This window comes from Mannheimia kashgarensis, assembly GCF_041807705.1.
Classification (GTDB): Bacteria; Pseudomonadota; Gammaproteobacteria; order Enterobacterales; family Pasteurellaceae; genus Mannheimia.
Window position 1 is genome coordinate 38449 of sequence record NZ_JBGTYY010000001.1, and the last position, 21649, is coordinate 60097.

General features: G+C 38.1%; 23 protein-coding genes, 1 pseudogene and 1 riboswitch. Of the genes and pseudogenes, 9 read left to right on the top strand and 15 right to left on the bottom strand.

Translation table 11 applies throughout. From position 1 onward, the window contains the following. Window positions 1-15: 15 nt before the first annotated feature. Window positions 16-1233 carry a pyridoxal phosphate-dependent aminotransferase gene (locus ACERCF_RS00180; protein WP_334238778.1) on the bottom strand — a complete coding sequence of 406 codons (1218 nt, stop codon included), beginning with the start codon at window positions 1231-1233 and terminating at the stop codon, window positions 16-18. Between the two features lie 186 nt (window positions 1234-1419). Between ACERCF_RS00180 and ACERCF_RS00185 the strand changes: the two genes are divergently transcribed. Then, window positions 1420-2724, top strand: a complete 1305-nt coding sequence (locus ACERCF_RS00185; protein WP_373624204.1) for an isochorismate synthase — start codon at window positions 1420-1422, stop codon at window positions 2722-2724. 229 nt (window positions 2725-2953) lie between these two features. Beyond that, the gene (locus ACERCF_RS00190) at window positions 2954-3937 is read left to right on the top strand and encodes a hypothetical protein (protein WP_373624205.1); all 984 of its coding nucleotides are present in this window, start codon (window positions 2954-2956) and stop codon (window positions 3935-3937) included. Between the two features lie 98 nt (window positions 3938-4035). Here the strand turns inward: ACERCF_RS00190 and ACERCF_RS00195 are convergent. The 3 genes and pseudogenes from ACERCF_RS00195 to queC all read right to left on the bottom strand — a co-directional run bounded on the left by ACERCF_RS00195 (window position 4036) and on the right by queC (window position 5744). Continuing rightward, a pseudogene (locus ACERCF_RS00195) lies at window positions 4036-4661 on the bottom strand (7-carboxy-7-deazaguanine synthase QueE). After that, the gene (gene queD, locus ACERCF_RS00200; protein WP_373624206.1) at window positions 4661-5083 is read right to left on the bottom strand and encodes a 6-carboxytetrahydropterin synthase QueD; all 423 of its coding nucleotides are present in this window, start codon (window positions 5081-5083) and stop codon (window positions 4661-4663) included. The pseudogene ACERCF_RS00195 and the gene queD overlap by 1 nt, the downstream one beginning before the upstream one ends. After that, window positions 5076-5744, bottom strand: coding sequence for a 7-cyano-7-deazaguanine synthase QueC (gene queC, locus ACERCF_RS00205; RefSeq protein WP_373624207.1), 669 nt, complete (start codon window positions 5742-5744; stop codon window positions 5076-5078). The genes queD and queC overlap by 8 nt, the downstream gene beginning before the upstream one ends. Before the next feature lie 3 nt (window positions 5745-5747). Then, window positions 5748-5792, bottom strand: a riboswitch (PreQ1 riboswitch). A gap of 176 nt (window positions 5793-5968) precedes the next feature. Here queC and ubiK point away from each other — a divergent pair. Then, on the top strand, window positions 5969-6217 hold the full coding sequence (gene ubiK / locus ACERCF_RS00210) for a ubiquinone biosynthesis accessory factor UbiK (RefSeq protein ID WP_373610456.1): 249 nt from the start codon (window positions 5969-5971) through the stop codon (window positions 6215-6217). Window positions 6218-6256: 39 nt separating this feature from the next. After that, window positions 6257-7897, top strand: coding sequence for a glucose-6-phosphate isomerase (gene pgi, locus ACERCF_RS00215; protein WP_373624209.1), 1641 nt, complete (start codon window positions 6257-6259; stop codon window positions 7895-7897). A 105-nt stretch (window positions 7898-8002) separates the two neighbouring features. Here pgi and artM read toward each other — a convergent pair whose 3' ends face one another. The 4 genes from artM to artP are packed head-to-tail and all read right to left on the bottom strand — an operon-like array spanning window position 8003 to window position 10843. Then, window positions 8003-8686, bottom strand: coding sequence for an arginine ABC transporter permease ArtM (artM, locus tag ACERCF_RS00220; RefSeq protein ID WP_373610454.1), 684 nt, complete (start codon window positions 8684-8686; stop codon window positions 8003-8005). Between the two features lies 1 nt (window position 8687). Beyond that, window positions 8688-9359 carry an arginine ABC transporter permease ArtQ gene (gene artQ / locus ACERCF_RS00225; RefSeq protein WP_373624210.1) on the bottom strand — a complete coding sequence of 224 codons (672 nt, stop codon included), beginning with the start codon at window positions 9357-9359 and terminating at the stop codon, window positions 8688-8690. Window positions 9360-9363: 4 nt separating this feature from the next. Continuing rightward, window positions 9364-10092, bottom strand: coding sequence for a transporter substrate-binding domain-containing protein (locus ACERCF_RS00230; protein ID WP_373624211.1), 729 nt, complete (start codon window positions 10090-10092; stop codon window positions 9364-9366). A gap of 19 nt (window positions 10093-10111) precedes the next feature. Then, window positions 10112-10843, bottom strand: coding sequence for an arginine ABC transporter ATP-binding protein ArtP (gene artP, locus ACERCF_RS00235; RefSeq protein ID WP_373610451.1), 732 nt, complete (start codon window positions 10841-10843; stop codon window positions 10112-10114). 207 nt (window positions 10844-11050) lie between these two features. On the opposite strand from artP, the gene ACERCF_RS00240 reads away from it, so the two are divergent. Both ACERCF_RS00240 and ACERCF_RS00245 read left to right on the top strand, forming a co-directional pair. Next, the gene (locus ACERCF_RS00240; protein ID WP_373624212.1) at window positions 11051-12796 is read left to right on the top strand and encodes a protein-disulfide reductase DsbD; all 1746 of its coding nucleotides are present in this window, start codon (window positions 11051-11053) and stop codon (window positions 12794-12796) included. 9 nt (window positions 12797-12805) lie between these two features. Beyond that, window positions 12806-13375 (top strand): elongation factor P hydroxylase, encoded by a 570-nt coding sequence (locus ACERCF_RS00245; protein WP_373624213.1) that lies wholly within the window; start codon window positions 12806-12808, stop codon window positions 13373-13375. A gap of 78 nt (window positions 13376-13453) precedes the next feature. Here the strand turns inward: ACERCF_RS00245 and ACERCF_RS00250 are convergent, their stop codons facing one another. From ACERCF_RS00250 to ACERCF_RS00275, 6 genes are all read right to left on the bottom strand, one after another. Continuing rightward, window positions 13454-13798: a RidA family protein gene (locus ACERCF_RS00250; protein ID WP_373610448.1), complete on the bottom strand. Its 345-nt coding sequence runs from the start codon at window positions 13796-13798 to the stop codon at window positions 13454-13456. A 1-nt stretch (window position 13799) separates the two neighbouring features. Further along, window positions 13800-14306, bottom strand: coding sequence for a hypothetical protein (locus ACERCF_RS00255; RefSeq protein WP_373610447.1), 507 nt, complete (start codon window positions 14304-14306; stop codon window positions 13800-13802). Window positions 14307-14375: 69 nt separating this feature from the next. After that, complete coding sequence (locus tag ACERCF_RS00260; protein WP_373624214.1) at window positions 14376-15413, bottom strand: branched-chain amino acid aminotransferase; 1038 nt, start codon at window positions 15411-15413, stop codon at window positions 14376-14378. A gap of 148 nt (window positions 15414-15561) precedes the next feature. Next, the gene (grxD, locus tag ACERCF_RS00265; RefSeq protein WP_373610445.1) at window positions 15562-15888 is read right to left on the bottom strand and encodes a Grx4 family monothiol glutaredoxin; all 327 of its coding nucleotides are present in this window, start codon (window positions 15886-15888) and stop codon (window positions 15562-15564) included. A 67-nt stretch (window positions 15889-15955) separates the two neighbouring features. Beyond that, window positions 15956-16561, bottom strand: coding sequence for a recombination mediator RecR (gene recR, locus ACERCF_RS00270; RefSeq protein ID WP_373610444.1), 606 nt, complete (start codon window positions 16559-16561; stop codon window positions 15956-15958). Window positions 16562-16567: 6 nt separating this feature from the next. Continuing rightward, window positions 16568-16897 carry a YbaB/EbfC family nucleoid-associated protein gene (locus ACERCF_RS00275; RefSeq protein ID WP_373624215.1) on the bottom strand — a complete coding sequence of 110 codons (330 nt, stop codon included), beginning with the start codon at window positions 16895-16897 and terminating at the stop codon, window positions 16568-16570. A gap of 140 nt (window positions 16898-17037) precedes the next feature. On the opposite strand from ACERCF_RS00275, the gene recF reads away from it, so the two are divergent. From recF to ACERCF_RS00290, 3 genes are all read left to right on the top strand, one after another. Continuing rightward, the gene (gene recF, locus ACERCF_RS00280) at window positions 17038-18132 is read left to right on the top strand and encodes a DNA replication/repair protein RecF (RefSeq protein ID WP_373624216.1); all 1095 of its coding nucleotides are present in this window, start codon (window positions 17038-17040) and stop codon (window positions 18130-18132) included. Window positions 18133-18478: 346 nt separating this feature from the next. Continuing rightward, entirely contained in the window at window positions 18479-18790 is a 312-nt protein-coding gene (locus ACERCF_RS00285; RefSeq protein WP_373624217.1) for a hypothetical protein, read from the top strand. A 222-nt stretch (window positions 18791-19012) separates the two neighbouring features. Beyond that, window positions 19013-19546, top strand: coding sequence for a hypothetical protein (locus tag ACERCF_RS00290; protein ID WP_373624218.1), 534 nt, complete (start codon window positions 19013-19015; stop codon window positions 19544-19546). Window positions 19547-19575: 29 nt separating this feature from the next. Here ACERCF_RS00290 and ACERCF_RS00295 read toward each other — a convergent pair whose 3' ends face one another. Then, window positions 19576-21432 (bottom strand): hypothetical protein, encoded by a 1857-nt coding sequence (locus tag ACERCF_RS00295; protein ID WP_373624219.1) that lies wholly within the window; start codon window positions 21430-21432, stop codon window positions 19576-19578. Between the last annotated feature and the right edge of the window lie 217 nt (window positions 21433-21649).

The following is a 21649-nucleotide window of genomic DNA, read 5'->3' on the forward strand; positions in this document are numbered from 1 at the left end:
AAAGGGAGATTCGACTTAGTCTTGACGATAGGTTTTCAAGAAATTCGCAAGGCGACCGATTGCCTCTTCAATTTGATGTGCATAAGGCAAGGTTACCACACGGAAATGATCTGGCTTATGCCAGTTAAAGCCCGTGCCTTGTACTAATAAGACTTTTTCTTGTTGCAACAAATCGTAAATAAATTTTTGGTCATCTTTGATGCCGTACATTTCGGTATCAATTTTCGGGAACATATACAACGCCCCTTTCGCTTTCACACAGCTAATACCTGGAATTTGCACTAATAAATCGTGCATTTTGTTACGTTGCTCTAATAAGCGACCGCCCGGCAATACAAATTCATTAATGCTTTGATAACCACCCAATGCAGTTTGAATCGCGTGCTGCATTGGCGTGTTCGCACATAAACGCATTGAAGCCAGCATATCCAAGCCTTCAATAAAACCTTTAGCTTGATGTTTCGGCCCGCTTAACACCATCCAACCTTGACGGAAACCCGCCACACGGTAAGCCTTTGATAAACCGTTGTAAGTAACGGTTAATAAGTCAGGGGCAAGTGCTGCAATGTGGTGATGAACCGCACCATCATAAATAATTTTTTCATAGATTTCGTCTGCAAAAATAATCAGATTATGCTGACGAGCAAGCTCTGCAATTTCAAGTAAAATTTGACGGCTATACACCGCACCCGTTGGATTATTTGGGTTGATGACTAAAATCCCTTTTGTACGAGGAGTGATTTTTGATTTAATATCTTCAATATCCGGGAACCATTCATTTTCTTCATCGCACAGATAATGCACCGCTTTACCGCCAGCCAAAGTTGAGGCGGCTGTCCATAACGGATAATCAGGCATAGGAATCAAAATTTCATCCCCATCATTGAGTAATGCTTGCATCGACATCGTAATCAGCTCAGAAACACCATTACCGATGTAAACATCGTTCACGTCCATTCCACGCATACCTTTTGATTGATAATACTGCACAATCGCCTTACGAGCTGAATATAAACCTTTTGAATCGCAATAACCTTGTGCTTTCGGTAAATTACGAATAACGTCCACCAAAATTTCATCCGGTGCTTCAAAACCAAATGGAGCAGGATTACCAATATTTAATTTTAAAATTTTATGCCCTTCTTCTTCTAAACGGAGAGCTTCTTTATGAATTGGTCCGCGAATATCGTAACGAACCTGTGCTAATTTATCTGACTTGGGAAAACGTTCCATTGCTAACTTCCTATATGATTAATTCTGCTATTTCCGCATACGATTGTTTAAAAAATCGATACTTTGTAATGAATTTGCAAACATTACTCTAATTTGAGAGGAAAAAAAAGAGGAAATACGTTAAAATGATGGCCTTTTTTTAAATCAGCTAAAAACAAGCGGTATAATTTTTTCATTCTTTTGCAAATGTCTATTTTTAACCAATTAAAACAAGAGCTTATAAAAATTTATTCAAAAATAGGAAAAGGAGAAGGCTTAATCAGCATTCAAGCCTCCGTACCACTATTTGAAGAAAATCTACCGCTACTTGGTTGGTTAAAAGCACAAAATCAGCACTATCCACACTTTTTTCTACAATATCGTGATAAAGATGAGACAATTGCAACTGTGGGAGCAATTCGTCAATTTCATACCCTAGAAACCGCACAAGCCTTTATTCAACAACATAATTTGCCTCTAATCGGTGGATTACAATTTGAAGGTTACACTCAGTTTATTTTGCCTCAATTCACATTAGTAAAAAATCAGCAAAATTTGATCGCTTGTTTCTATTTCGATAGCGATAATATGGCGCAACAAGCGGTTGTTTTTGCACAATTTATTGCAAATTTTGAGCATATTGAAGAATTGAGCTTGCCCGATAATCCGTTGCAATCCGTTGCAGCAGCCAGCAGTTTTGAGCAATGGGAAAGCAATATCAACAAAGCGATTTGTGCTATTGGACAAGGCGAATTTCAAAAAGTGGTATTGGCAAACGCCATCCGTCTGCATTTTGAAAATCCGATTTGCAGCTATGATCTGATTGCACAAAGTCGCCAAATCAATCAAGGTTGCTACCATTTCCTCTGGGCTGAAAGTGCAGAGGTTGCGTTCATTGGTTCAACCCCGGAGCGTTTATATCAACGCAAAGACAAGCAATTTTTTACTGAAGCTCTCGCCGGTACAGTAGCAGTTACACCAAGTGAAACCCAAACAGAACTGAATGCACAATGGCTATTAAGCGACCCGAAAAATATCCACGAAAATCAATTAGTTGTTGATGATATTGAGAGCAATCTTTCCGATTGTGTTACTGAATTTAAAGTATCTGAAGCGAAAATCAAACGGTTGCACAATGTCCAGCACTTACGCCGCCAAATTCAAGCTACGCTAAAACAAGGTGTTTTTGATAGTGATTGCTTAAGTCGTATTCACCCCACTGCCGCTGTAGCTGGGCTTCCTCGCCCAAAAGCAAAACAATTTATCACTGAAAATGAACCCTTTACCCGCCATTGGTACGCTGGCACTTTAGGGGTAATGAGTAATGATGAAGCCGAATTTTGCGTAACACTCCGTTCTGCCTTAATTTCACAAAATTCAATTACGCTTTATGCAGGGGCTGGCATTGTAGAGGCGTCAGATCCACAATCGGAATGGCAGGAAATTAAACGTAAATCACAAGGTATCGCTAAATTATTGAATATTGATTTAGTAACAAAAGGGGATCTGTAAGGCAGACTTTCAGAACTTAAGCTCTTAATTATTTATTTCTCTATTTTCATTTCCATCTTCCTAAAAAAATACATTATCGCTACAAAATTAGTAGTGGATATTCCCATAATTAAAAAATTTTCATTAGAGAAACGTTTACGTAAGACTCCTCAGACCACTCATTCTTATTTTATATAAAAAATGTGATAGACTCCTCGCAGTTTCGTTTTTATATTTAAGGAATAACTGAATGAAATTCAATAAAAAATTAATTTTAACATTTGCTGCAACCTTAGTTTTAAGTGCTTGCGGAGCGAGCGGTAGCGGAGGTTCGTCTTCAACACCGAGCCCGTCCAAACCAGTACTAGAAACACAAAATGCTTCTCAGGCACAAAATGCACCTCAGGCACAAAATGCACCTCAGGCACACAATGCTCCTCAGGTAGAAAATGCTCCTCAAACAGAGCTTGCTCCGCCCATACCAAAGCCACAATCACAAAAAATTGACGCTTCTTTTGAGAAAATTGGTTCAGTAAAACTTAATAAAGACGCTCAAACTCTTGAGCTTAGTAGATTCACTTTGGTGGATAAAGCCGGTACAAAGCCAAAATTTGATGTGGTAAGCGGTAAACAAATTATTGAAGAAAAAGATTTTCTCGTATTAAATTTGGCTGATATTAATGCTGAACAACTCTCTAGCGATTTTCTTATCCGCAGTAGCGATGAGCTATTCTATGGCTACTATAACGATACAAATAGCAAAAAGCTTGTCGATGCTGCCGATAAATTCAGTCAATATTTTGTCGTGTATGATGAGAAACGAGTAAATAATAATATCTCTGATAAATTAACAGCAACTTACCATAAAAAAGAAGGATTTGTATATGGTTCAAATCCACATACTAAAGAATTTGCCGCACGTATCAGCAAATTGGGTGATGTAGAAATCCAATTTAAAGATGGTGTAGCAACTGGAAGAGTGAAAGATGGAAACTCAGATATCTTTAATATTACTGGTAACACCAAGCAGTTAGAAATTGCACCAACAGAGGGTAACCCAATTATTATGGCAATTTTAACCCAAAATCAAAAAAGCTATACTCCAGGAATGGAAAAAGCAATTATGAAAACTAAGTTTATTGATTCAAAGGCTGGTAATTCCGACCAAAAATACTTTATCGGTGAAGCAAAAAGCGAGAACTGGCAAGCTATAATGGTTAGCGAGAAACAATAAAAAAGTTATCTTCTGCTTAAAACTGAAATAAAAAGACTGAGTCTGGATAATACCGGCTCAGTCTTTTAAATTGTAGAAAATCATCTTCTAACTTCTGCTTACTCAATCCCCACAATTTTATGCGTTTGGATACTTAGCTGCCATCTAGGCTTATTTGGACGCTGATTTAATAACCCAATCTGGGTGATGGTTTCCAACAAATTCATTTTTCCCTCTTTTTCACAAGGCGAAAGGTAATAATGCTCTGCTTTAATTTTATTTTCCAATTGCTCACAAAACGTTTGAACCTCACCATCCACCACCACTCGCACTTCATTAGCAAATTCAATGCAACGGCGTTGATATTTTTCTTGATACATTCGTTTTGGGCTAGTTGCTATATAATCAATTTGCGGTGGTATTTCTTTTAAACCGTTAGTTTCAATCGCTAAAAAATAGCCTTCTTTTTTTAGTTGATTAAGTAATAGCGATAAATTGGGCTGAATAGTTGGTTCTCCACCGGTGATGATGATATTTTTTGCCGAATAACTTCTTACTTTGGCAAGAATCTCATTTAACGTCCATTGCTCAAATTGATTGTAATTGGTGTCGCACCACGGGCAAGTGAGATTACATTTGCCAAAACGCACAAAAATTGAAGGCATTCCGGTGTTAAAACCCTCGCCTTGTAAACTCTCAAAATTTCAACAATCGGAAAGCTTGGGTTAGAAATCAGTTCTGCCATTATTTGCTGTACTCACAATAAGACGTTGGCGTTTCCCACAGGCGAATTAAACTTACCGGCAACCCCACTTTCTCGAGCTTTTCAAACATATATTTTGCCATTTCTTCTGCTGTCGTCCGGCTTGGAATACCGTAAACTTTCGATTTTAAATCGATAAGCAATTGTGCCACTTGGCTTTCACGTTCGTTGTGTAAATCGTAGATAAAGGCGTGATCCATTGAATCTAAAATATGGGTTTTCACTATTGCCTTCAGATCCGAATAATCCATCACCATTCCACGTTTTGCTCCTTCTTGGAACAGCTCTCCCGCTACTTCAACTTGCAATTTATAAGTATGTCCGTGCAGGTTTTGGCATTTTCCATCGTGTCCATCAAGCATATGTGCCATATCAAAACTAAATTCTTTTGCAATTTTAAACATTGGATTGTCCTCTTTCCGCCAAATATTCATTCAAACCTTTTTCTCGCAAAATGCAACTCGGGCAGTCGTGGCAACCGCCTTCAATTCCTAAATAACAAGTGTGGGTATGCTCACGAATATAATCAAAAGCCCCTAATTTATCGGCTAATACCCAAGTTTCCTTTTTAGTCAGATACATTAATGGTGTACGAATGTTGAAGTTGTAATCCATTGCTAAATTTAGTGTTACATTCATTGATTTCACAAACACATCACGGCAATCAGGATAACCACTGAAATCCGTTTCACATACACCTGTAAAAATGGTTTGAATGCCCTGCCCTTTAGCATAAATAGCAGTATAGAGTAAAAAGAGTGCATTACGCCCATCAACAAAGGTATTTGGCGTATCGCCTTGTTGTTTGATTTCAGCATTATCATCCATTAACGCATTGGTGGTAATCGCTTTAATCACAGAAGTATCAATGAGCGTTTGTTTCACGCCTAAATCTTTTGCGATCCATTCAGCTTTTTCAAGTTCAATAGAATGGCGTTGCCCATATTGGAAAGTAAGCACTTCCACATTTTCCTTACCAAATTCTGCAATGGCTTGAAATAAGCAAGTGGTGGAGTCTTGACCGCCTGAAAAAATCACAACGGCTTTTTTGTTTTGAGATGTCATTTTGTGTCCTTAGTTTTTTTGCGTGGGAGGTTTTCGAACCACGGAATAACAAATACAAGCGGTTGTATTTTGCTTATATTTTGCGAAAGGCGGCATTTTACAAAGAATTAGGTAAAATGGCTATTTAAATCACATAAACTATCGCAATAAATTGCAGAATTTACTTTCTCTTGTACCTAAAATTAACTAGAATTGAGCAAGTGATTATTAAAAGGAAGATTAAAATGCTCTCACCGAAAAATTTAGAAGCCATTGCTCAACAATTACACAATGCGTTACCCCAAAGTCTAAAAAATGTAGGTAACGATCTAGATGAAAAATTCAAACAAATTCTACAAGCTCAGCTTGCTCGCCTTGATGTAGTAACCCGTGAAGAGTTTGATGTTCAATCACAAGTTTTACTTCGCACGCGCGAGAAATTAAATGAATTAGAAAAGCGTCTTGATGAATTAACTAAAGATGCTCAATCCTAAACCGATTTGAATTTGTAAATTCGTAAAAGGAAATAAAAAATGCAGAAAATCAATCCTGTTCAAACCTTTGCTTGGAATGCTTTAACTCAGCATAAAGCAGATAACCTCTCCATTCCTCAACTTTTCGCTGAAGATGCCAGCCGTTTTGATAAATATTCCCTTCGTTTTGAAAACGAATTGCTGGTCGATTTTTCTAAAAATGCGATTAATGACAAAACCCTTACCCTACTTCGCCAATTAGCAAATGAATGCGGTTTGGATTCAGCTAAAAATGCGATGTTCTCGGGTAAGAAAATCAACCGCACAGAAGATCGTGCTGTTTTACACGTTGCGTTGCGTAACCGTGCTAATACGCCAATCGCTGTTGATGGTAAAGATGTAATGCCAGAAGTAAATGCCGTATTAGCTAAAATGAAAGATTTCTGTGAGCGTGTTATTTCAGGAGAATGGAAAGGTTACACGGGCAAAGCAATTACTGATGTGATTAATATCGGTATTGGTGGCTCAGACTTAGGCCCTTATATGGTAACAGAGGCTCTACGCCCTTACAAAAACCATCTGAATATGCACTTTGTGTCGAATGTTGATGGTACTCACATAGCAGAGGTATTACGCAAGTTAAACCCTGAAACCACTTTAGTGTTAGTCGCTTCAAAAACCTTTACCACGCAAGAAACAATGACCAATGCCCTTTCTGCCCGTAAATGGTTATTAGATTCAGCGAAAGATGAATCAGCGGTGGCAAAACATTTCGTGGCACTTTCAACCAATGCGAAAGAGGTTGAAAAATTTGGTATTGATACCGCAAATATGTTCGAGTTTTGGGATTGGGTAGGCGGTCGCTATTCACTTTGGTCTGCGATTGGCTTATCTATCGCCCTTTCTCTTGGTTTTGAAAACTTTGAGCAACTTCTTGCGGGTGCTCACGCAATGGATCAGCACTTCCTATTAACACCAATTGAGAAAAATATTCCAACCACATTGGCTTTAGTGGGAATTTGGAATAACAACTTCTTAGGGGCAGAATCTGAAGCGATTTTACCTTACGATCAATATATGCACCGCTTTGCGGCTTATTTCCAACAAGGTAATATGGAATCAAACGGTAAATTTGTTGGACGTGATGGTAAACCAGTTACCCATCAAACAGGACCAATTATTTGGGGCGAGCCGGGTACGAATGGACAGCACGCATTCTATCAATTAATCCATCAAGGCACTAAATTAATTCCTTGTGATTTTATTGCTCCAGCTCAAACGCATAATCCGTTAAGCGATCATCACAACAAACTACTCTCTAACTTCTTTGCCCAAACCGAAGCTCTGGCATTTGGTAAATCAAAAGAAATGGTAGAAAAAGAGTTTTTAGAGGCAGGCAAAACCCTTGAGGAAGTCGCTGAAATTGTCCCATTTAAAGTGTTTACAGGTAATAAACCGACTAACTCAATCTTGGTACAAAAAATCACGCCTTATAGTTTAGGTACCTTAATTGCAATGTACGAACACAAAATTTTCGTACAAGGTGTAATTTTCAATATCTACAGCTTCGACCAATGGGGTGTGGAATTAGGTAAACAACTGGCTAATCGCATTTTACCAGAGCTAGAAAATAATGAAGAAATTACCAGCCACGACAGCTCAACCAATGGCTTGATTAATCAGTTTAAGGCTTGGAGATAACAACAAGCAGTTAAATTTCGCTAAAATTTTGCAATGAGCAATCCATAAAACAAAAGCGGACAAATCTGTATTTGATTTGTCCGCTTTATTATTGATATTAGCTTATTAGGCTTTTTCTACTTCAAGTCGCTCAAAGGCTAATACTTTACTTTCTAATTTTCTTAAAAGCACCGTCATAATGCCTGTAATCACTAAATAGATCACACCAGCCATTCCGTAAATGGTAAGAGCATCATACTCCGTGCCATATAATTGGCGAGCGTAGCCCATAATATCCATAATCGTAATGGTTGAAGCAAGCGATGTGCCTTTGAAAACTAAGATAATTTCATTACTGTAAGAGGGTAAAGCACGTTTTAGTGCATAAGGAATTAAAATTTTGAGCGTATCTAAACGGCTTAAACCCAATGCAGCACAGGTTTCCCATTGCCCTTTAGGAATAGCTTTTACCGCACCGTGAAACAGTAATGTGGTATATGCAGCACTGTTTAGTGATAATGCCAATACCGCACAGAACCAAGCATCTGAAAATAATCCCCACGCTGCACTTTGAGTAATCCACTCAAATTGTCCCGGCCCATAATAAATTAAGAAAAACTGAACGAGCAATGGTGTTCCTGTAAATAGCGTTAAGAAACCATTCACAAGCCATTTTACTGGTCGATTTTCCATTGAGAGCAGGAAAGTAAGGCTTACCGCTAACACAAAACCAATCACCAACGCCACTGCCATTAACGCAAGGCTGGTTGGAATACCCTGTGCAATTACGCTTAAATATTCTTGCCACATATTATCTGCCTCCTCTTTCAAAACGAGTAAAACGTAATTCAAGACGGCGAATAACAACTTGGCTGATTAAGGTAATAGCCAAGTAAATCAAGGCAGCTAAGCCATACCAAGTAAATGGCTCGTGAGTACGGGTGTTAATTAGCTCTGTTTGACGCATTAAATCGTGAACACCAATAAGAGAAACCAATGCCGTATCCTTAAGTAACACTAACCATTGGTTGCTCAAACCCGGTAAAGCGTGTCGCCATACTTGAGGCATCACAATATTAATAAAGGTATAACTGCGGCTTAAACCAAGAGCCGCTCCAGATTCCCATTGCCCAAGCGGAATAGCTTGAATTGCACCACGCAAACTTTGTGAAGCATAAGAGGCAAAAATAAATGAGAGTGCTACAACACCACAGCCAAACGGTCCAACTTCAACATATTGCCCTGTCAGCAATTCCAATACTTCAGGTGTACCAAAATAGATTAAAAAGACAACCAGAATTTCCGGTAAACCACGCAATAATGTTAAAAAAGTGCTTGTTGCTTTACGCACAACCGCCCATTTGCTCGTTTCTAATGAAACAAAAACAATAGACAGCACAAAGCCAAGCAATAAAGAACAAACCGCTAACCCTAAGGTCATTAGGGTTGCGGTATAAATTAAGGGAAGATAATCAGTAAACATCAGATTATTTTGTCATCCATTTATCGTAGATTTTTTGGTATTCGCCATTCTCTTTAATCGCTTTAATACCTTTGTTTAAGCTTTCAACTAACTCAGCTTTAGATTTGTTTACCGCAATACCTAAACCATTATTGAAGTATTTTTTATCGGTAACTTTGTCGCCAACAAAACCTAATTCAGGATTTTTGTTGAACATTTCTCTTACTACATCAGTATCGCCAAAGATGATATCAATACGTCCATTTTTCAGGTCTAAAATCGTATCTTGTAAACTTGCGTAAGATGAAGCCGTGTATTGTTTCACTTCATTTGCGATATATTGCTGATAAGTTGTACCGTTCTGTACACCCACTTTTTTCGCCGTTTCAAGAGTTAAACCTTTATCTTTTACCGCAATGAAACTTGCTGAGCTTTCATAATATGGGTCAGAGAATAACACCTGTTTTGCACGAGCTTCTGTAATATCAATCGCTGAAATTGCCGCATCAAAACCACCACGACCTTTCATTAAACTTGGGATTAATGAGTCAAATGATTGGCTTTTGAAATGACAAGTTGCATTGATTTCTTTACAAATTGCATTGGCGATATCCACATCAAAGCCGATAATTTCGCCTTTCTCATTGGTTAATTCAAAAGGTGGGTAGCTTGGCTCCATCGCAAAAGTGATTTCTTGCTGTGCATTTGCCATTGCAGAGGTAGCAATTAAAGTTGCTAAAAATAATTTTTTCATTGTTGTGTCCTTATTTTTATTAGGAGTGTGAAAGATAATTTGCAAACGCTGCTGTTTTTGGTTGCATAAAACAACTTGCATCGCCTTGTTCAATAATTTTACCGTGTTCCATATAAACCACTTTGGTCGCCACTTTTCTGGCAACGCCAACTTCGTGAGTTACAATCACTTGTGTAATGCCTGTTTGTTGAAGTTCTTTAATAATATCAACTACTTGGGCGGTAATTTCAGGGTCAAGAGCCGCTGTCGGTTCATCAAAAAGTAACACCTGCGGCTGCATCATTAACGCTCTAGCAATTGCTACACGTTGCTGCTGACCGCCAGAAAGGTGCAATGGAAAACGATCTGCAAACTCGCTTAAACGTAAACGTGCCAAGTGTGTTTTCGCACGATTTGTTGCCTCTTCTTTACTTAACCCAAGCACTTTCATCGGTGCTTCAATTAAGTTTTGCATTACCGTTAAATGCGGCCATAAATGATATTGCTGAAACACCATTCCCACTTCACGGCGTAATAAACTTACTTCTTTACTATTAGTTTTGGCAGCCAAATCGAATTTATGATTTGCGATGGCTAATGTGCCTGATTGCGGCACTTCCATTAAGTTTAAGGTACGAATTAAAGTACTTTTGCCCGCCCCACTTGGGCCAAGCAAGACGACGGTGTCGCCTTTTTCAATCTCTAAATTAATGTCAAATAAGGCTTGATTTGAGCCATAAAAGAAATTGACATTTTGAATACGAATTGCCATTCGTGAAAATCCTACTACATTTAAAATAATGAATGAATAATAATTATTTTTGCATAAATATGCAATATTTTTTTCTTTTCCAACAAAATTTTTGTAATAAAATAACACTTACATCGTCTAACATCATTAAATAACGTAATTTATTCGGAATACAAATACTGATTACGCTATAATGTTCTCCAAGATAATATAAGATAGGATTTCAATATGATTAGATACTTTTTCGCACTTCTCTTGAGTTTATTGATGATAAACTCATCTCACGCTAATCTCTTCTCTCAGCCAAAATTTCTAAAATCTGAAGAAGCCTTTGTTTTTTCAATCCAAAACGAAAATGAAAAATTACAGTTAAATTGGGATATTGCAGACAATTATTATCTTTATAAAAAAGAAATCCGCATCACGCCTCACAATATTGAGCTGGGCGACATCGCATTTCCTACTGCCGAGCAACATAACGATGAATTTTTCGGGCAGGTTGAGATCTATCGCAACCACTTAGCACTCAACGTGCCGTTTAAAGAGGTGAAAGACAATGCTTCAATCGAAGTGGAATATCAAGGCTGTACCAAAGGTTTCTGCTATCCGCCGGAACGGGTAGAACTGAAATTTGACAGCATTCTTTCTGCCACGCCTGAAGAGCTTGAGCAACAGGGAACACAAGCGGTCGAAAATAGCGAAAATTTTGCAAACGCCGATAATATGACCAAAGCAGAGCAAGATCAGCTAGCTGAAAATCTAGCCAATAATCGCTTTTCAATTTTCTGGTTTTTTGTATTAGGAGTCGGTTTAGCTTTCACACCTTGTGTGCTGCCGATGTTACCATTGCTCTCTGCAATCGTAATTGGCAATAAAAACCGCCCATCAAATACCAAAGCCTTAATGCTCAGTATTGCCTATGTGCAAGGGATGGCGGTTACTTACACCTTACTCGGCTTAATTGTGGCGGCTATCGGCTTGCCTTTCCAAATCGCCTTACAAAGCCCACCTGTGTTGATAGGTTTATCTATCGTCTTTATTCTGCTTGCCTGCTCAATGTTTGGCTTATACGAAATCCGGCTGCCAAACAGCTGGCAACAAAAACTCAATGCAATGAGCCAAAAACAGCAAGGCGGTGCGTTGGGTAGCGTGTTTTTAATGGGGATGATCGCAGGCTTAATTGCCTCCCCTTGCACCTCTGCTCCGCTTTCAGGTGCATTGCTGTATGTGGCACAAAGTGGTGATTTAGTCACCGGTGGATTAGCTCTCTATCTACTCGCACTCGGAATGGGCTTACCATTGATTTTAATTACCTTATTCGGCAACAAAATTCTGCCAAAATCTGGCGAATGGCTGCTAAAAGTGAAAGCTGCCTTCGGCTTTGTTATGCTTGCCTTACCGGTGTTCTTATTAAGCCGTGTGCTGCCAAGCCACTATGAGCCGTTTTTATGGTCAGCCCTTGCTATTGCGTTTTTGATCTGGTTGGTGGATGCCATTCCATCTAATTCGATCATCAAAAAAATCATCAAAGGCTTATTATTACTTGCTTTAGCCATCGCCGCTAAACCTTGGGCAGATTTAGCTTGGAACGGCTCAACTGCTCAACAACAAAATACACAGCACTTAGCGTTGGAAAAAATTCAATCACTTGCAGATTTAGAGACAAAATTGACCGCTTCCAAAGGTAAAAAAGTGATGCTCGATCTCTATGCAGACTGGTGTGTCGCCTGCAAAGAGTTTGAAAAATACACCTTTAGTGACCAAAATGTTCAGCAAAAACTGAATGAAATGGTGGTACTACAAATTGATATGACGAAAAACTCGACTGAAAATACCGAGCTGATGAAACACTTTAATGTATTAGGTTTGCCAACCATTCTGTTTTTTGATGAAAACGGCAATGAAATGAGCCAATCTCGTGTTACCGGCTTTTTAGAAGCAGACAAATTCTTAGACTGGTTAAATAAACTATAAAGGAACAAAATGAACCAAGAAAACCATCAAATTGAAGATATTATTCGCATTTTTGATGAATGCTTTGCCGACGAATACAATACTCGCTTAGAACGAGGCGGCGATTATCCAATTTATTTACCTGCTTTTTTAAACGAAGACGGTGTACCAAGCGAACGCCCTTACAACGTGATTTTATTTGCTCACGGTTACTACAGCAGTGCATTGCACGAAATTGCTCATTGGCTGGTTGCTGGTGAAGAACGCCGAAAATTAGAAGATTTCGGTTATTGGTATGAACCGGACGGTAGATCAGCCGAACGCCAACGTGAATTTGAAAGTGCAGAAGTAAAACCCCAAGCGATTGAATGGGTGCTGGCAACAGCCTCAGGTTTCCGCTATTTTGCAAGTGCCGATAACCTTTCAGGCAACCCGGGCGATAATTCTTCATTCAAACAGGCTGTGTACGACCAAGTAAAAATTTATGCAGAACGTGGTTATCTCTCTAAACGAGCAGAAACCTTGCGTAAAGCATTATGTGCATTCTATGGTACGCCTTATGTAATTGATTTAAAACAATTTAATATTGAACGGATTTAGTTGCAAAAATCTGAAAAAATATGACCGCTTGTCTTTACAAGCGGTTATTTCCTAATAAGAATCAGCAAATATCAGTTTTTAAACCGCAGCCTTTACCACAATTTCCACTTTCCAATTTGGGTTGGCTAGTTTTGCTTCAACAGCGGCTCTAGGTGGAGCGTTATTTGGGGCAACCCATTCGTCCCACGCACGGTTCATTTCAGCATAATCTGACATCTCTTTTAAATACACCATTGCCATTAAAATTTTGCTTTTATCGGTATTAGCTTTTGCTAGCCATTTGTCAATTTCAGAAAGCACTTGTTGAGTTTGGGTGTAAGCATCGGCTGTTTCATCAACTGGCACTTGTCCTGCCAAATAAGCCACACCATTGTGGATTGCAACTTCCGAAAAACGTTGTCCGACTTCAATACGTTGAATCATTTTATCCTCTCGTTTTTACACATTGTCCTTTATAGGCTTTATGCCCTTTAATCTCGTGTTTAATCACCATTTTATTTGTATCAAAATCCGTAACGGTAAACTCTATCACCTTATGATTTTCACTATTTGAAAGAGAATCGAACAAGTTTTCCTCAAATTGCTGCAATTCACTATCACGCTGTAATTCCGCCCAAATCTCAGAACGATGCGTACGTTGTAGAGATTCTGACATCACCCTATAAATAATTTTGCCGCTTTTTACCGTCCAATTCCCGTTTTGCTGTAAGTTATAAACAAAAATCGGCTTTTTAATCGGGTAGTGAATATCTCCCCTATTGTTCACAGTCCCATTGCCAGAAAATCTAAAGTGATCGACAGTTCGAATGTCAAAATCATTGTAATCTATCGTGCATTGCCAATTTCCGACTAACTGATTTGAATTAGAAATGGCTGATGAACAGCCTGCTAACGCAAGTGCTGATAAGCCTAAAAAAAGTAATTTTTTCATTTTATAAAAAGTATAATCTCAAAAAACAAAAGGGCGAAAAATATTTCGCCCCACCATTAAATACGAAAATTATTCTACTTTTACAATCCAACCTTCTGGCGCTTCCACATCACCAAATTGAATGCCTGTTAATTCTGCATATAGACGGCGAGTAATTGGACCAACTTCGGTTTCAGAATGGAAAACGTGGAAGTTATCTTTGTGTTGAATACCGCCAACAGGAGTAATCACTGCTGCTGTACCGCAAGCACCTGCTTCAATAAATTGATCAAGTTGGTCGATATACACATCGCCTTCAATTGCTTCCATACCTAAACGCTCTTTGGCAATATGAAGCAATGAGTATTTAGTAATACTCGGTAAAATTGATTCTGAAATCGGCGTAATGAATTTGTTATCTTTGGTAATACCAAAGAAGTTTGCAGCACCAACCTCTTCAATTTTGGTATGCGTTTTCGGATCTAGATAAATGGCATCCGCAAATTTACGAGTCGCCGAGCTTTCTTCCACTGCTAATTCGTGTGGTAATAAACTTGCCGCATAGTTACCACCTACTTTTACCCCGCCGGTTCCCATAGGAGCTGCACGGTCATATTCTGTAGTGATGAAGTTAGACGGAGCTACACCACCTTTGAAATAAGCCCCTACTGGGCAGCAGAACACCGAGAAAATAAACTCAGGCGCTGCTCTCACGCCAATGTTTTCTCCCACGCCAATTAAAAATGGGCGTAAGTATAAAGTTGCACCAGAGCCGTAAGGGCCTAGCCAATCTTGGTTGGCTTTCACCACTTCTTTACAAGCACGAATAAATAATTCGGTTGGCACGCGTGGCATTAATAAACGATCTGCAGTGCGTTGCATACGCTCTGCATTTTGATCAGGGCGGAATAGGTTGATTGAACCATCTTTACAGCGATAGGCTTTTAAGCCTTCAAAACATTGTTGCCCATAATGTAATGCCGTTGAGCCTTCGTGAATATGTAATGTGTTATCTTGTGTTAATTCGCCCTCATTCCATTTACCTTCTTTCCAATGTGCAATGAAACGATAATCTGTTTTTATATAAGAAAAGCCTAAATTTGCCCAATCTAACTCTTTTAATGCCATTGTTGTGTCCTTTTATTTTTTTATGTTGAAAATAATTTCGACATTCTAAAACAAAATAGCGGTTGAAGTAAGGAGTTTTCAGCGAAATTGAGCGAAAAAATTAAGGCTCTTAATTTACTTAAGAGCCTTAATAATTAACTTGAAACAATTATGCTACGTGTTTTTCAGCCGTTTCTTTTAATAATGCTTGAAGTTCGCCTTTTTGGTACATTTCTAATACGATATCACAACCGCCGATTAGCTCGCCTTCTACCCATAATTGTGGGAAAGTTGGCCAGTTTGCGAATTTTGGTAATTCAGCACGGATATCAGGGTTAGTTAAAATATCCACATAACCGAAAGGCACTTGGCAGTTAATTACTGCCTCTACCGCACGAGCAGAGAAACCACAAGATGGGAATTTTGGCGAACCTTTCATATAAAGTAGAATTGGGTTTTCGCTAATTTGTTGTTTGATTTTGTCGATAGTTTCCATTTTTAGCCTCAATAGAATTTAAAATAGTTGAGTAATTATATCAGAATTAAGCCTATACCGAAATAGTTTAAAAGGTAATATCACGTCGCCCTGCAAATGAGTGCGAAAGTGTTGTGCCATCAACCATTTCTAGCGAGCCCCCAACAGGCACACCGTGTGCAATTCGGGTTGCTTTTACATTGTACATTTTGCACATTTCCGCAATGTAATTTGCCGTTGCATCGCCCTCAATGGTTGGATTAGTGGCTAAAATCACTTCGTGGAAAGATTCTTCCTCTAAACGTTTTTGCAATAAATCTAATCCAATTTCACGCGGACCAATACCATCAATCGGCGATAAATGCCCCATTAGCACAAAATAACGCCCTGAAAACTGCCCTGTTTGCTCAATGGCTTGAATATCTTCCGGCATTTCAACCACACAAAGCTGCCCACTCATTTGGCGGCGATGATTTTTACAAATCGTGCATTCTTCTTCTTCCGTAAAGGTACGGCAAGATTGGCAATGCCCAATATGGCTCATCGCCTCGCTTAATGCCTTAGCCAATGCCACACCGCCGGAACGATTACGTTGTAGCAAATGATATGCCATTCGCTGAGCCGATTTTGGACCAACGCCCGGCAAGGCTCGCAGGGCTTCCATTAAATTTTCAAGTAAAGGACTGGTTTGCATACTCAATTAGAATGGGAATTTCATACCCGGTGGTAATTGCATTCCTGCGGTTACACTTGCCATTTTTTCTTTTTGCATTTCTTCTGCACGGCGAACCGCATCGTTAAATGCTGCGGCAACTAAATCTTCCATCATTTCTTTATCATCTTCCATTAATGATGGGTCGATCTCAATGCGACGGCAGTTATGAGCCCCGTTGATGGTTACTTTCACTAAACCCGCACCAGACTCGCCTGTTACTTCTAATTGTGCGATCTCTTCTTGCATTTTTTGCATACGCTCTTGCATTTGCTGAGCCTGTTTCATTAAGCCACCTAAACCGCCTTTTCCAAACATAATTTTTCCTCTAAATTTAGCGATAAAATAAGCGGTTCATTTTACTGAACGCTTTTCTAATCTGCAAGCGGTTAATTTTTCCCAAAAGTTTGCAAATTTGGTAAAATATCGCTCATTTTTAACCGCTTGCATTTAACTTTATGGCTTTAACCCGTTTACTGATTAATCATTTCCGCAATATCCAAAATGCCGATTTGGGCTTTAGCCCCCACTTTAACTTTTTAGTGGGTGCAAACGGCAGCGGTAAAACGAGCTTGTTGGAATCGATTTTCTATTTAGGACACGGGCGTTCGTTTAAAAGCCATATCAGTAACCGCATTATTCACTACGATAAAGATGATTTCGTGCTACACGGCAAAATCGATGAAGCTCAACATAGCTGGTCGGTGGGCATTCAAAAATATCGAAGTGGCGATACGAGCCTCAAAATCAATGGCGAAGATGGCAATAAAATTGCTGATCTCGCCCATTTATTGCCAATGCAAGTAATTACTCCTGAAGGCTTAACACTACTAAACGGTGGCCCGAGCTTTCGTCGTGCCTTTTTAGATTGGGGATTATTCCACCAACACAGTGATTTCTACGCTCATTGGAACAATCTTCGCCGTTTGCTCAAACAAAGAAACTCCGCACTCCAGCAAGTTCGCTCTTACCAAGAGCTGAAAGCGTGGGATATCGAACTGGTTAAAACCACCTATGCAGTCAGCCAAATGCGAGCGGAATATGCCGAAGCTCTCCGCCCTGAAATTGAGAAAACCTGCCAATTTTTCTTACCTGAAATAGAAATCGGCTTAAGTTTTCATCAAGGTTGGGAAAAGGGAACAGATTATGCCGAGATTTTGGCACAAGGCTTTGAGCGTGATAAAGCCATTGGTTATACAATGATTGGGGCACAAAAAGCTGATTTCCGGTTTAAAGCAAATGGCTTGCCGGTGGAAGATGTCCTTTCCCGTGGGCAATTAAAGCTATTGATGTGTGCCTTAAGACTGGCTCAAGGCGAGCATTTGGTTGCCCAAAAACAACGCCAATGCCTGTTTTTAATTGACGACTTTGCCTCCGAACTCGACCCCACCAAGCGTGAACTTTTGGCTCATCGTTTAAGAGAAAGCGGCTCGCAAGTATTCGTTACTGCCATTACCCAAGATCAGCTCAATCAAATGCAGTGGCAAGATAGGCAAGATGATTGCTTGTTTGAAGTGAAAAACGGCGATATTCAGCCACTTGCAAGCAGTTAATTTATGGCAAAAATTTGCAAAAAATATTTTAAAAAAAATTTTCTCATCTATTTGGTTTTCTCCCTATCGCATTTTTAAAATAAATTGTAATGTCTAAAGACGCTATTTTACTTTTAAAAATGCTTTACCAATTATTAGGATTAAATAAAGAAAACTCAAAATTAACCATAAAATCGATTAAAAATATTAATGAAGAAACCGCTCGCGATTTCTTTCAATATTTACGTTGGGGGAGTTTGTACTTGAGGTTGTTAGATTTTATAAAAATTATTTTGAATAGATATTGACACAAAAAAAGAATCACTTAGAATAAAAACTAATATCTATCCAAACATAAGGAGAATCTATGCTAGACACTGGACTATCTCAAATTAAGGCAGACATTTTAGAACACATTGAAAATAGAAAAGCCCTTACCTCTGACGACATCAAATTCCTTGAACAAAAAAAAGAGGAGTTAAATGAAATTAGTGAGCAGGCAGTAGATTTATATAGCGACTTCGCTGATGAGAATAATGGGTTATTAAATGGAGAAAGTGAAATCTTATCAGATTACGATGAAGCATTATCTTCCCTAGATTATATTTTAGGTAGAATAGAGAGAAAAGAAATAACCTCACTGGACGAGCTTACAGAAGAAATTGAATGCTACATTTAAATTAAATATTAATAGCCAACTTTATTTTCAGTTGGCTATTGTTATATAGAGAAGTAAAATATGGGAAATTCACCAGTTCTTTCAGAAGAGCAAGCCTTAATACTAAATCAGGCTTCTAATGAAATTATAGAATTCATTAACAAAATAAACACCCCCATATCCCCTAAATGCACAAAAATTTTTTATTAAAATAAAGATTACCCATTAAAAATGGAGCCTATTATGAAAAAACTAATTACGATTGCACTACTTGCATTAGCCACTACCGCACACGCTAAAATTGGTGATACTTTTACCGACCCTGAATTTGGAAAGATTACGGTGAAAGCCCCTGCATTTCCTGATGATGGTAAAACTAAATATGAAATCGTCAATGGTGAACGAAAAGCAATTTTAACGCCCCAATGGAAATTTGTTAGAAAAGTAACAAGTGCAGACACTACCGTTGAATTAGCATTAAAGAAATTCTTAAAACAAGAGAATAAATCTGAAAGCGATATTGTTAAGATGACGAAAATCTTTATTGAGGGTTTTCAAACCTTAAAACCAATGCGTAAAACGATTTATTTGGACGGCTATAATCCTGAAATGGTTTTCCAATATGATGGCAATATTAAAAACATTCAGCGAGCGGTGAAATATCAATTTTGGGATTACTTAATGAAAATTGAGGGTACGCCTGAATTTAATCAATTAAGAGATGAAATCAACTTTTCTTCTCAAATCATAAGAAATCTAAAATTATATGAAGAATAAATAAAACAGCGGGATAATCCCGCTGTTTTTTATGCCTCAAAGCCAAATCCTTTTTGCTGTATTTGAGCCTCTTTCGTTTGCTCATTTGCATTTTCTTGATTAAATGCGACCGCTTCGTGTTCTTTTGCGACAAGCTTATCTAATTGTGGATATTCTTCTTTAATTTCTCCTAACGGTTTTCCCTGTTTAGATAATTCATCTAGGGCGAACTGTTTTTCTTCCTCGCTAACAGGTTCTTTATTTTTTATTTTCTGTAAAATAACCCCCAAAGAATAAGCGGGCGTTAATTGAACTTCTTTTTTATAAACATTATTGTATGCACCATAAGCGTTATTCGCCATAATTTCTTCTTCGGTCATACGGTTTATAAAACGCTCTGCTTCTTCTCGATTCATTCTTAGATGAGGGTCATTAACATAAGCGGAAATTAATGTTTTTTTCATCGTCATAATATGCCCTTTTAACACATCCATTAATTCAGCATTATCCTGATTTTCTAATTTATAGCTCACCAATGCTCTTAACTTCGCATATTGCTCATTAATACCGTTAAATTTTGCCTCATTTCCCTCTTCTTCATTCACAAGGGTAAATTTTGTATTGGTGTTGGTGAAATCTTTTAAGAAGTCATCAATTGAGTTAATATCTTTTTTATTTTCCGAAGTTAAATTTTTCAACCCCACTTTCAACATCGCTTCGGTAAAATCCAACATAACTTGTCCGCCATCTTTGGATTTTAATGAAATCACCCCCATATCGGAGCCAAAGCTACTGATTTTAATTTGATACCCTTTGAGATTTTCATCATCTTTTTGTTTTGCAAGAATATGATTCGTCACCCCTACGGTAATTTCAGTATAAATTAAATTATTAAGCTGACCTTTTAAATGGGCTGGGATTTCATCTTCTTTATAGGTGGCGATTTTTGCTTGCAATTCCTTACGTTTTTGAATGGTTTCATTAATATTTGATTCAGCAACAAAAGCATCAAAATAAAAAACTTGACTTTTTATATCTTGAATCTTCATTTTGCCACTTTCGATATTTTTATATAATTCCAACAAATCTTCTTCTGAAAGCTCACTTTTCCCTATCTTACGAGCAAACCCTCTAATCACATTCGCTTTAAGTGGGGTTAATTTATCGCCATTCTCTTTTAAATAAGATTTAAGCTCTAATATACTTTTAATTTGCAAAAGCAATAATTCTTTTAATTTTTGTTTTTCACTTAAACTATCATTTTGTAAAATTTGCCGACTATTTTCCATAAATGAAACGCTTGTTTCGGCAATTTTTTCTACATTTGGCAAAGGGGGAGTTGAATTTCTAGCCATTTCAAGAAGTTCTTTAGCCGCAATAAGCTTTTCTTCTGTTGGTTTAGTCTCATTCCAAATCTCAGCAAATTCTGGACGTTTAGCAACAAAATCATCCATTTTTTTCTCAATTTCTTTATATTCTTGAGATTTAAAAAACGCTTCCACTCTATCAAAACGTTGCTGAAATATCGCCATCGCAGCTAAATGAGATTGAATTTGCTGTTGTTGTCTATCTATATTACGTTGAATACGGCTACTATCTTCCTCACGAGTATTTTGAACCTGCACCGTTTTCTCAATATAATCAAGGTTTCGCATAAAACGCACACGCTCACGCAAAAGCTCTTGTTTTTCTTGTTGCTCTTGCAATGCGGCTTCTAAAATAATTTTATTATTCGCCTCTGTCGCAAACTGTTTAAATTGCTCGACTTTATCTTTAATTAAAGCGGAAAAATCCAAATCCCCTTTCACTTGCCCCATATAATCAATGATTAATGCAAGCTCTTCTTTAGTGGCGTTTTCAATGTCTGCTTTGGTTAGGTTGCTGAGGTAGGTTTTGATATTATTCATTGCTTTATTCTTGAAAAATCACTTTGTTTTATTTTAAATAAAAAACAGAGAAAACAAGTTCAAGCAAGGAATAACGGCTTTGTGCATTTGGTCAAGAGGGGCGGTATAAAAACAAAAGACTGTCTATACAGACAGTCTTTATGTGATATAATTCTTGCACGCTACTGGTAGGCTCATTGTGATGAGCTATTAACGGTAGCGCATCTGAGCCTAAATC

What these genes read in the sequence shown, in the direction of transcription:
- ACERCF_RS00285 (WP_373624217.1), top strand. Translation starts at nt 18,479, where the DNA reads ATGCTAGACACTGGACTATCTCAAATTAAGGCAGACATTTTAGAACAC.
- recF (WP_373624216.1), top strand. Translation starts at nt 17,038, where the DNA reads ATGGCTTTAACCCGTTTACTGATTAATCATTTCCGCAATATCCAAAAT.
- artQ (WP_373624210.1), bottom strand. Translation starts at nt 9,359, where the DNA reads ATGTTTACTGATTATCTTCCCTTAATTTATACCGCAACCCTAATGACC.
- ACERCF_RS00230 (WP_373624211.1), bottom strand. Translation starts at nt 10,092, where the DNA reads ATGAAAAAATTATTTTTAGCAACTTTAATTGCTACCTCTGCAATGGCA.
- pgi (WP_373624209.1), top strand. Translation starts at nt 6,257, where the DNA reads ATGCAGAAAATCAATCCTGTTCAAACCTTTGCTTGGAATGCTTTAACT.
- queC (WP_373624207.1), bottom strand. Translation starts at nt 5,744, where the DNA reads ATGACATCTCAAAACAAAAAAGCCGTTGTGATTTTTTCAGGCGGTCAA.
- ACERCF_RS00180 (WP_334238778.1), bottom strand. Translation starts at nt 1,233, where the DNA reads ATGGAACGTTTTCCCAAGTCAGATAAATTAGCACAGGTTCGTTACGAT.
- ACERCF_RS00190 (WP_373624205.1), top strand. Translation starts at nt 2,954, where the DNA reads ATGAAATTCAATAAAAAATTAATTTTAACATTTGCTGCAACCTTAGTT.
- ACERCF_RS00275 (WP_373624215.1), bottom strand. Translation starts at nt 16,897, where the DNA reads ATGTTTGGAAAAGGCGGTTTAGGTGGCTTAATGAAACAGGCTCAGCAA.
- ACERCF_RS00260 (WP_373624214.1), bottom strand. Translation starts at nt 15,413, where the DNA reads ATGGCATTAAAAGAGTTAGATTGGGCAAATTTAGGCTTTTCTTATATA.
- ACERCF_RS00290 (WP_373624218.1), top strand. Translation starts at nt 19,013, where the DNA reads ATGAAAAAACTAATTACGATTGCACTACTTGCATTAGCCACTACCGCA.
- ACERCF_RS00240 (WP_373624212.1), top strand. Translation starts at nt 11,051, where the DNA reads ATGATTAGATACTTTTTCGCACTTCTCTTGAGTTTATTGATGATAAAC.
- recR (WP_373610444.1), bottom strand. Translation starts at nt 16,561, where the DNA reads ATGCAAACCAGTCCTTTACTTGAAAATTTAATGGAAGCCCTGCGAGCC.
- queD (WP_373624206.1), bottom strand. Translation starts at nt 5,083, where the DNA reads ATGTTTAAAATTGCAAAAGAATTTAGTTTTGATATGGCACATATGCTT.
- ubiK (WP_373610456.1), top strand. Translation starts at nt 5,969, where the DNA reads ATGCTCTCACCGAAAAATTTAGAAGCCATTGCTCAACAATTACACAAT.
- ACERCF_RS00250 (WP_373610448.1), bottom strand. Translation starts at nt 13,798, where the DNA reads ATGATTCAACGTATTGAAGTCGGACAACGTTTTTCGGAAGTTGCAATC.
- grxD (WP_373610445.1), bottom strand. Translation starts at nt 15,888, where the DNA reads ATGGAAACTATCGACAAAATCAAACAACAAATTAGCGAAAACCCAATT.
- artM (WP_373610454.1), bottom strand. Translation starts at nt 8,686, where the DNA reads ATGTGGCAAGAATATTTAAGCGTAATTGCACAGGGTATTCCAACCAGC.
- ACERCF_RS00185 (WP_373624204.1), top strand. Translation starts at nt 1,420, where the DNA reads ATGTCTATTTTTAACCAATTAAAACAAGAGCTTATAAAAATTTATTCA.
- ACERCF_RS00255 (WP_373610447.1), bottom strand. Translation starts at nt 14,306, where the DNA reads ATGAAAAAATTACTTTTTTTAGGCTTATCAGCACTTGCGTTAGCAGGC.
- artP (WP_373610451.1), bottom strand. Translation starts at nt 10,843, where the DNA reads ATGGCAATTCGTATTCAAAATGTCAATTTCTTTTATGGCTCAAATCAA.
- ACERCF_RS00295 (WP_373624219.1), bottom strand. Translation starts at nt 21,432, where the DNA reads ATGAATAATATCAAAACCTACCTCAGCAACCTAACCAAAGCAGACATT.
- ACERCF_RS00245 (WP_373624213.1), top strand. Translation starts at nt 12,806, where the DNA reads ATGAACCAAGAAAACCATCAAATTGAAGATATTATTCGCATTTTTGAT.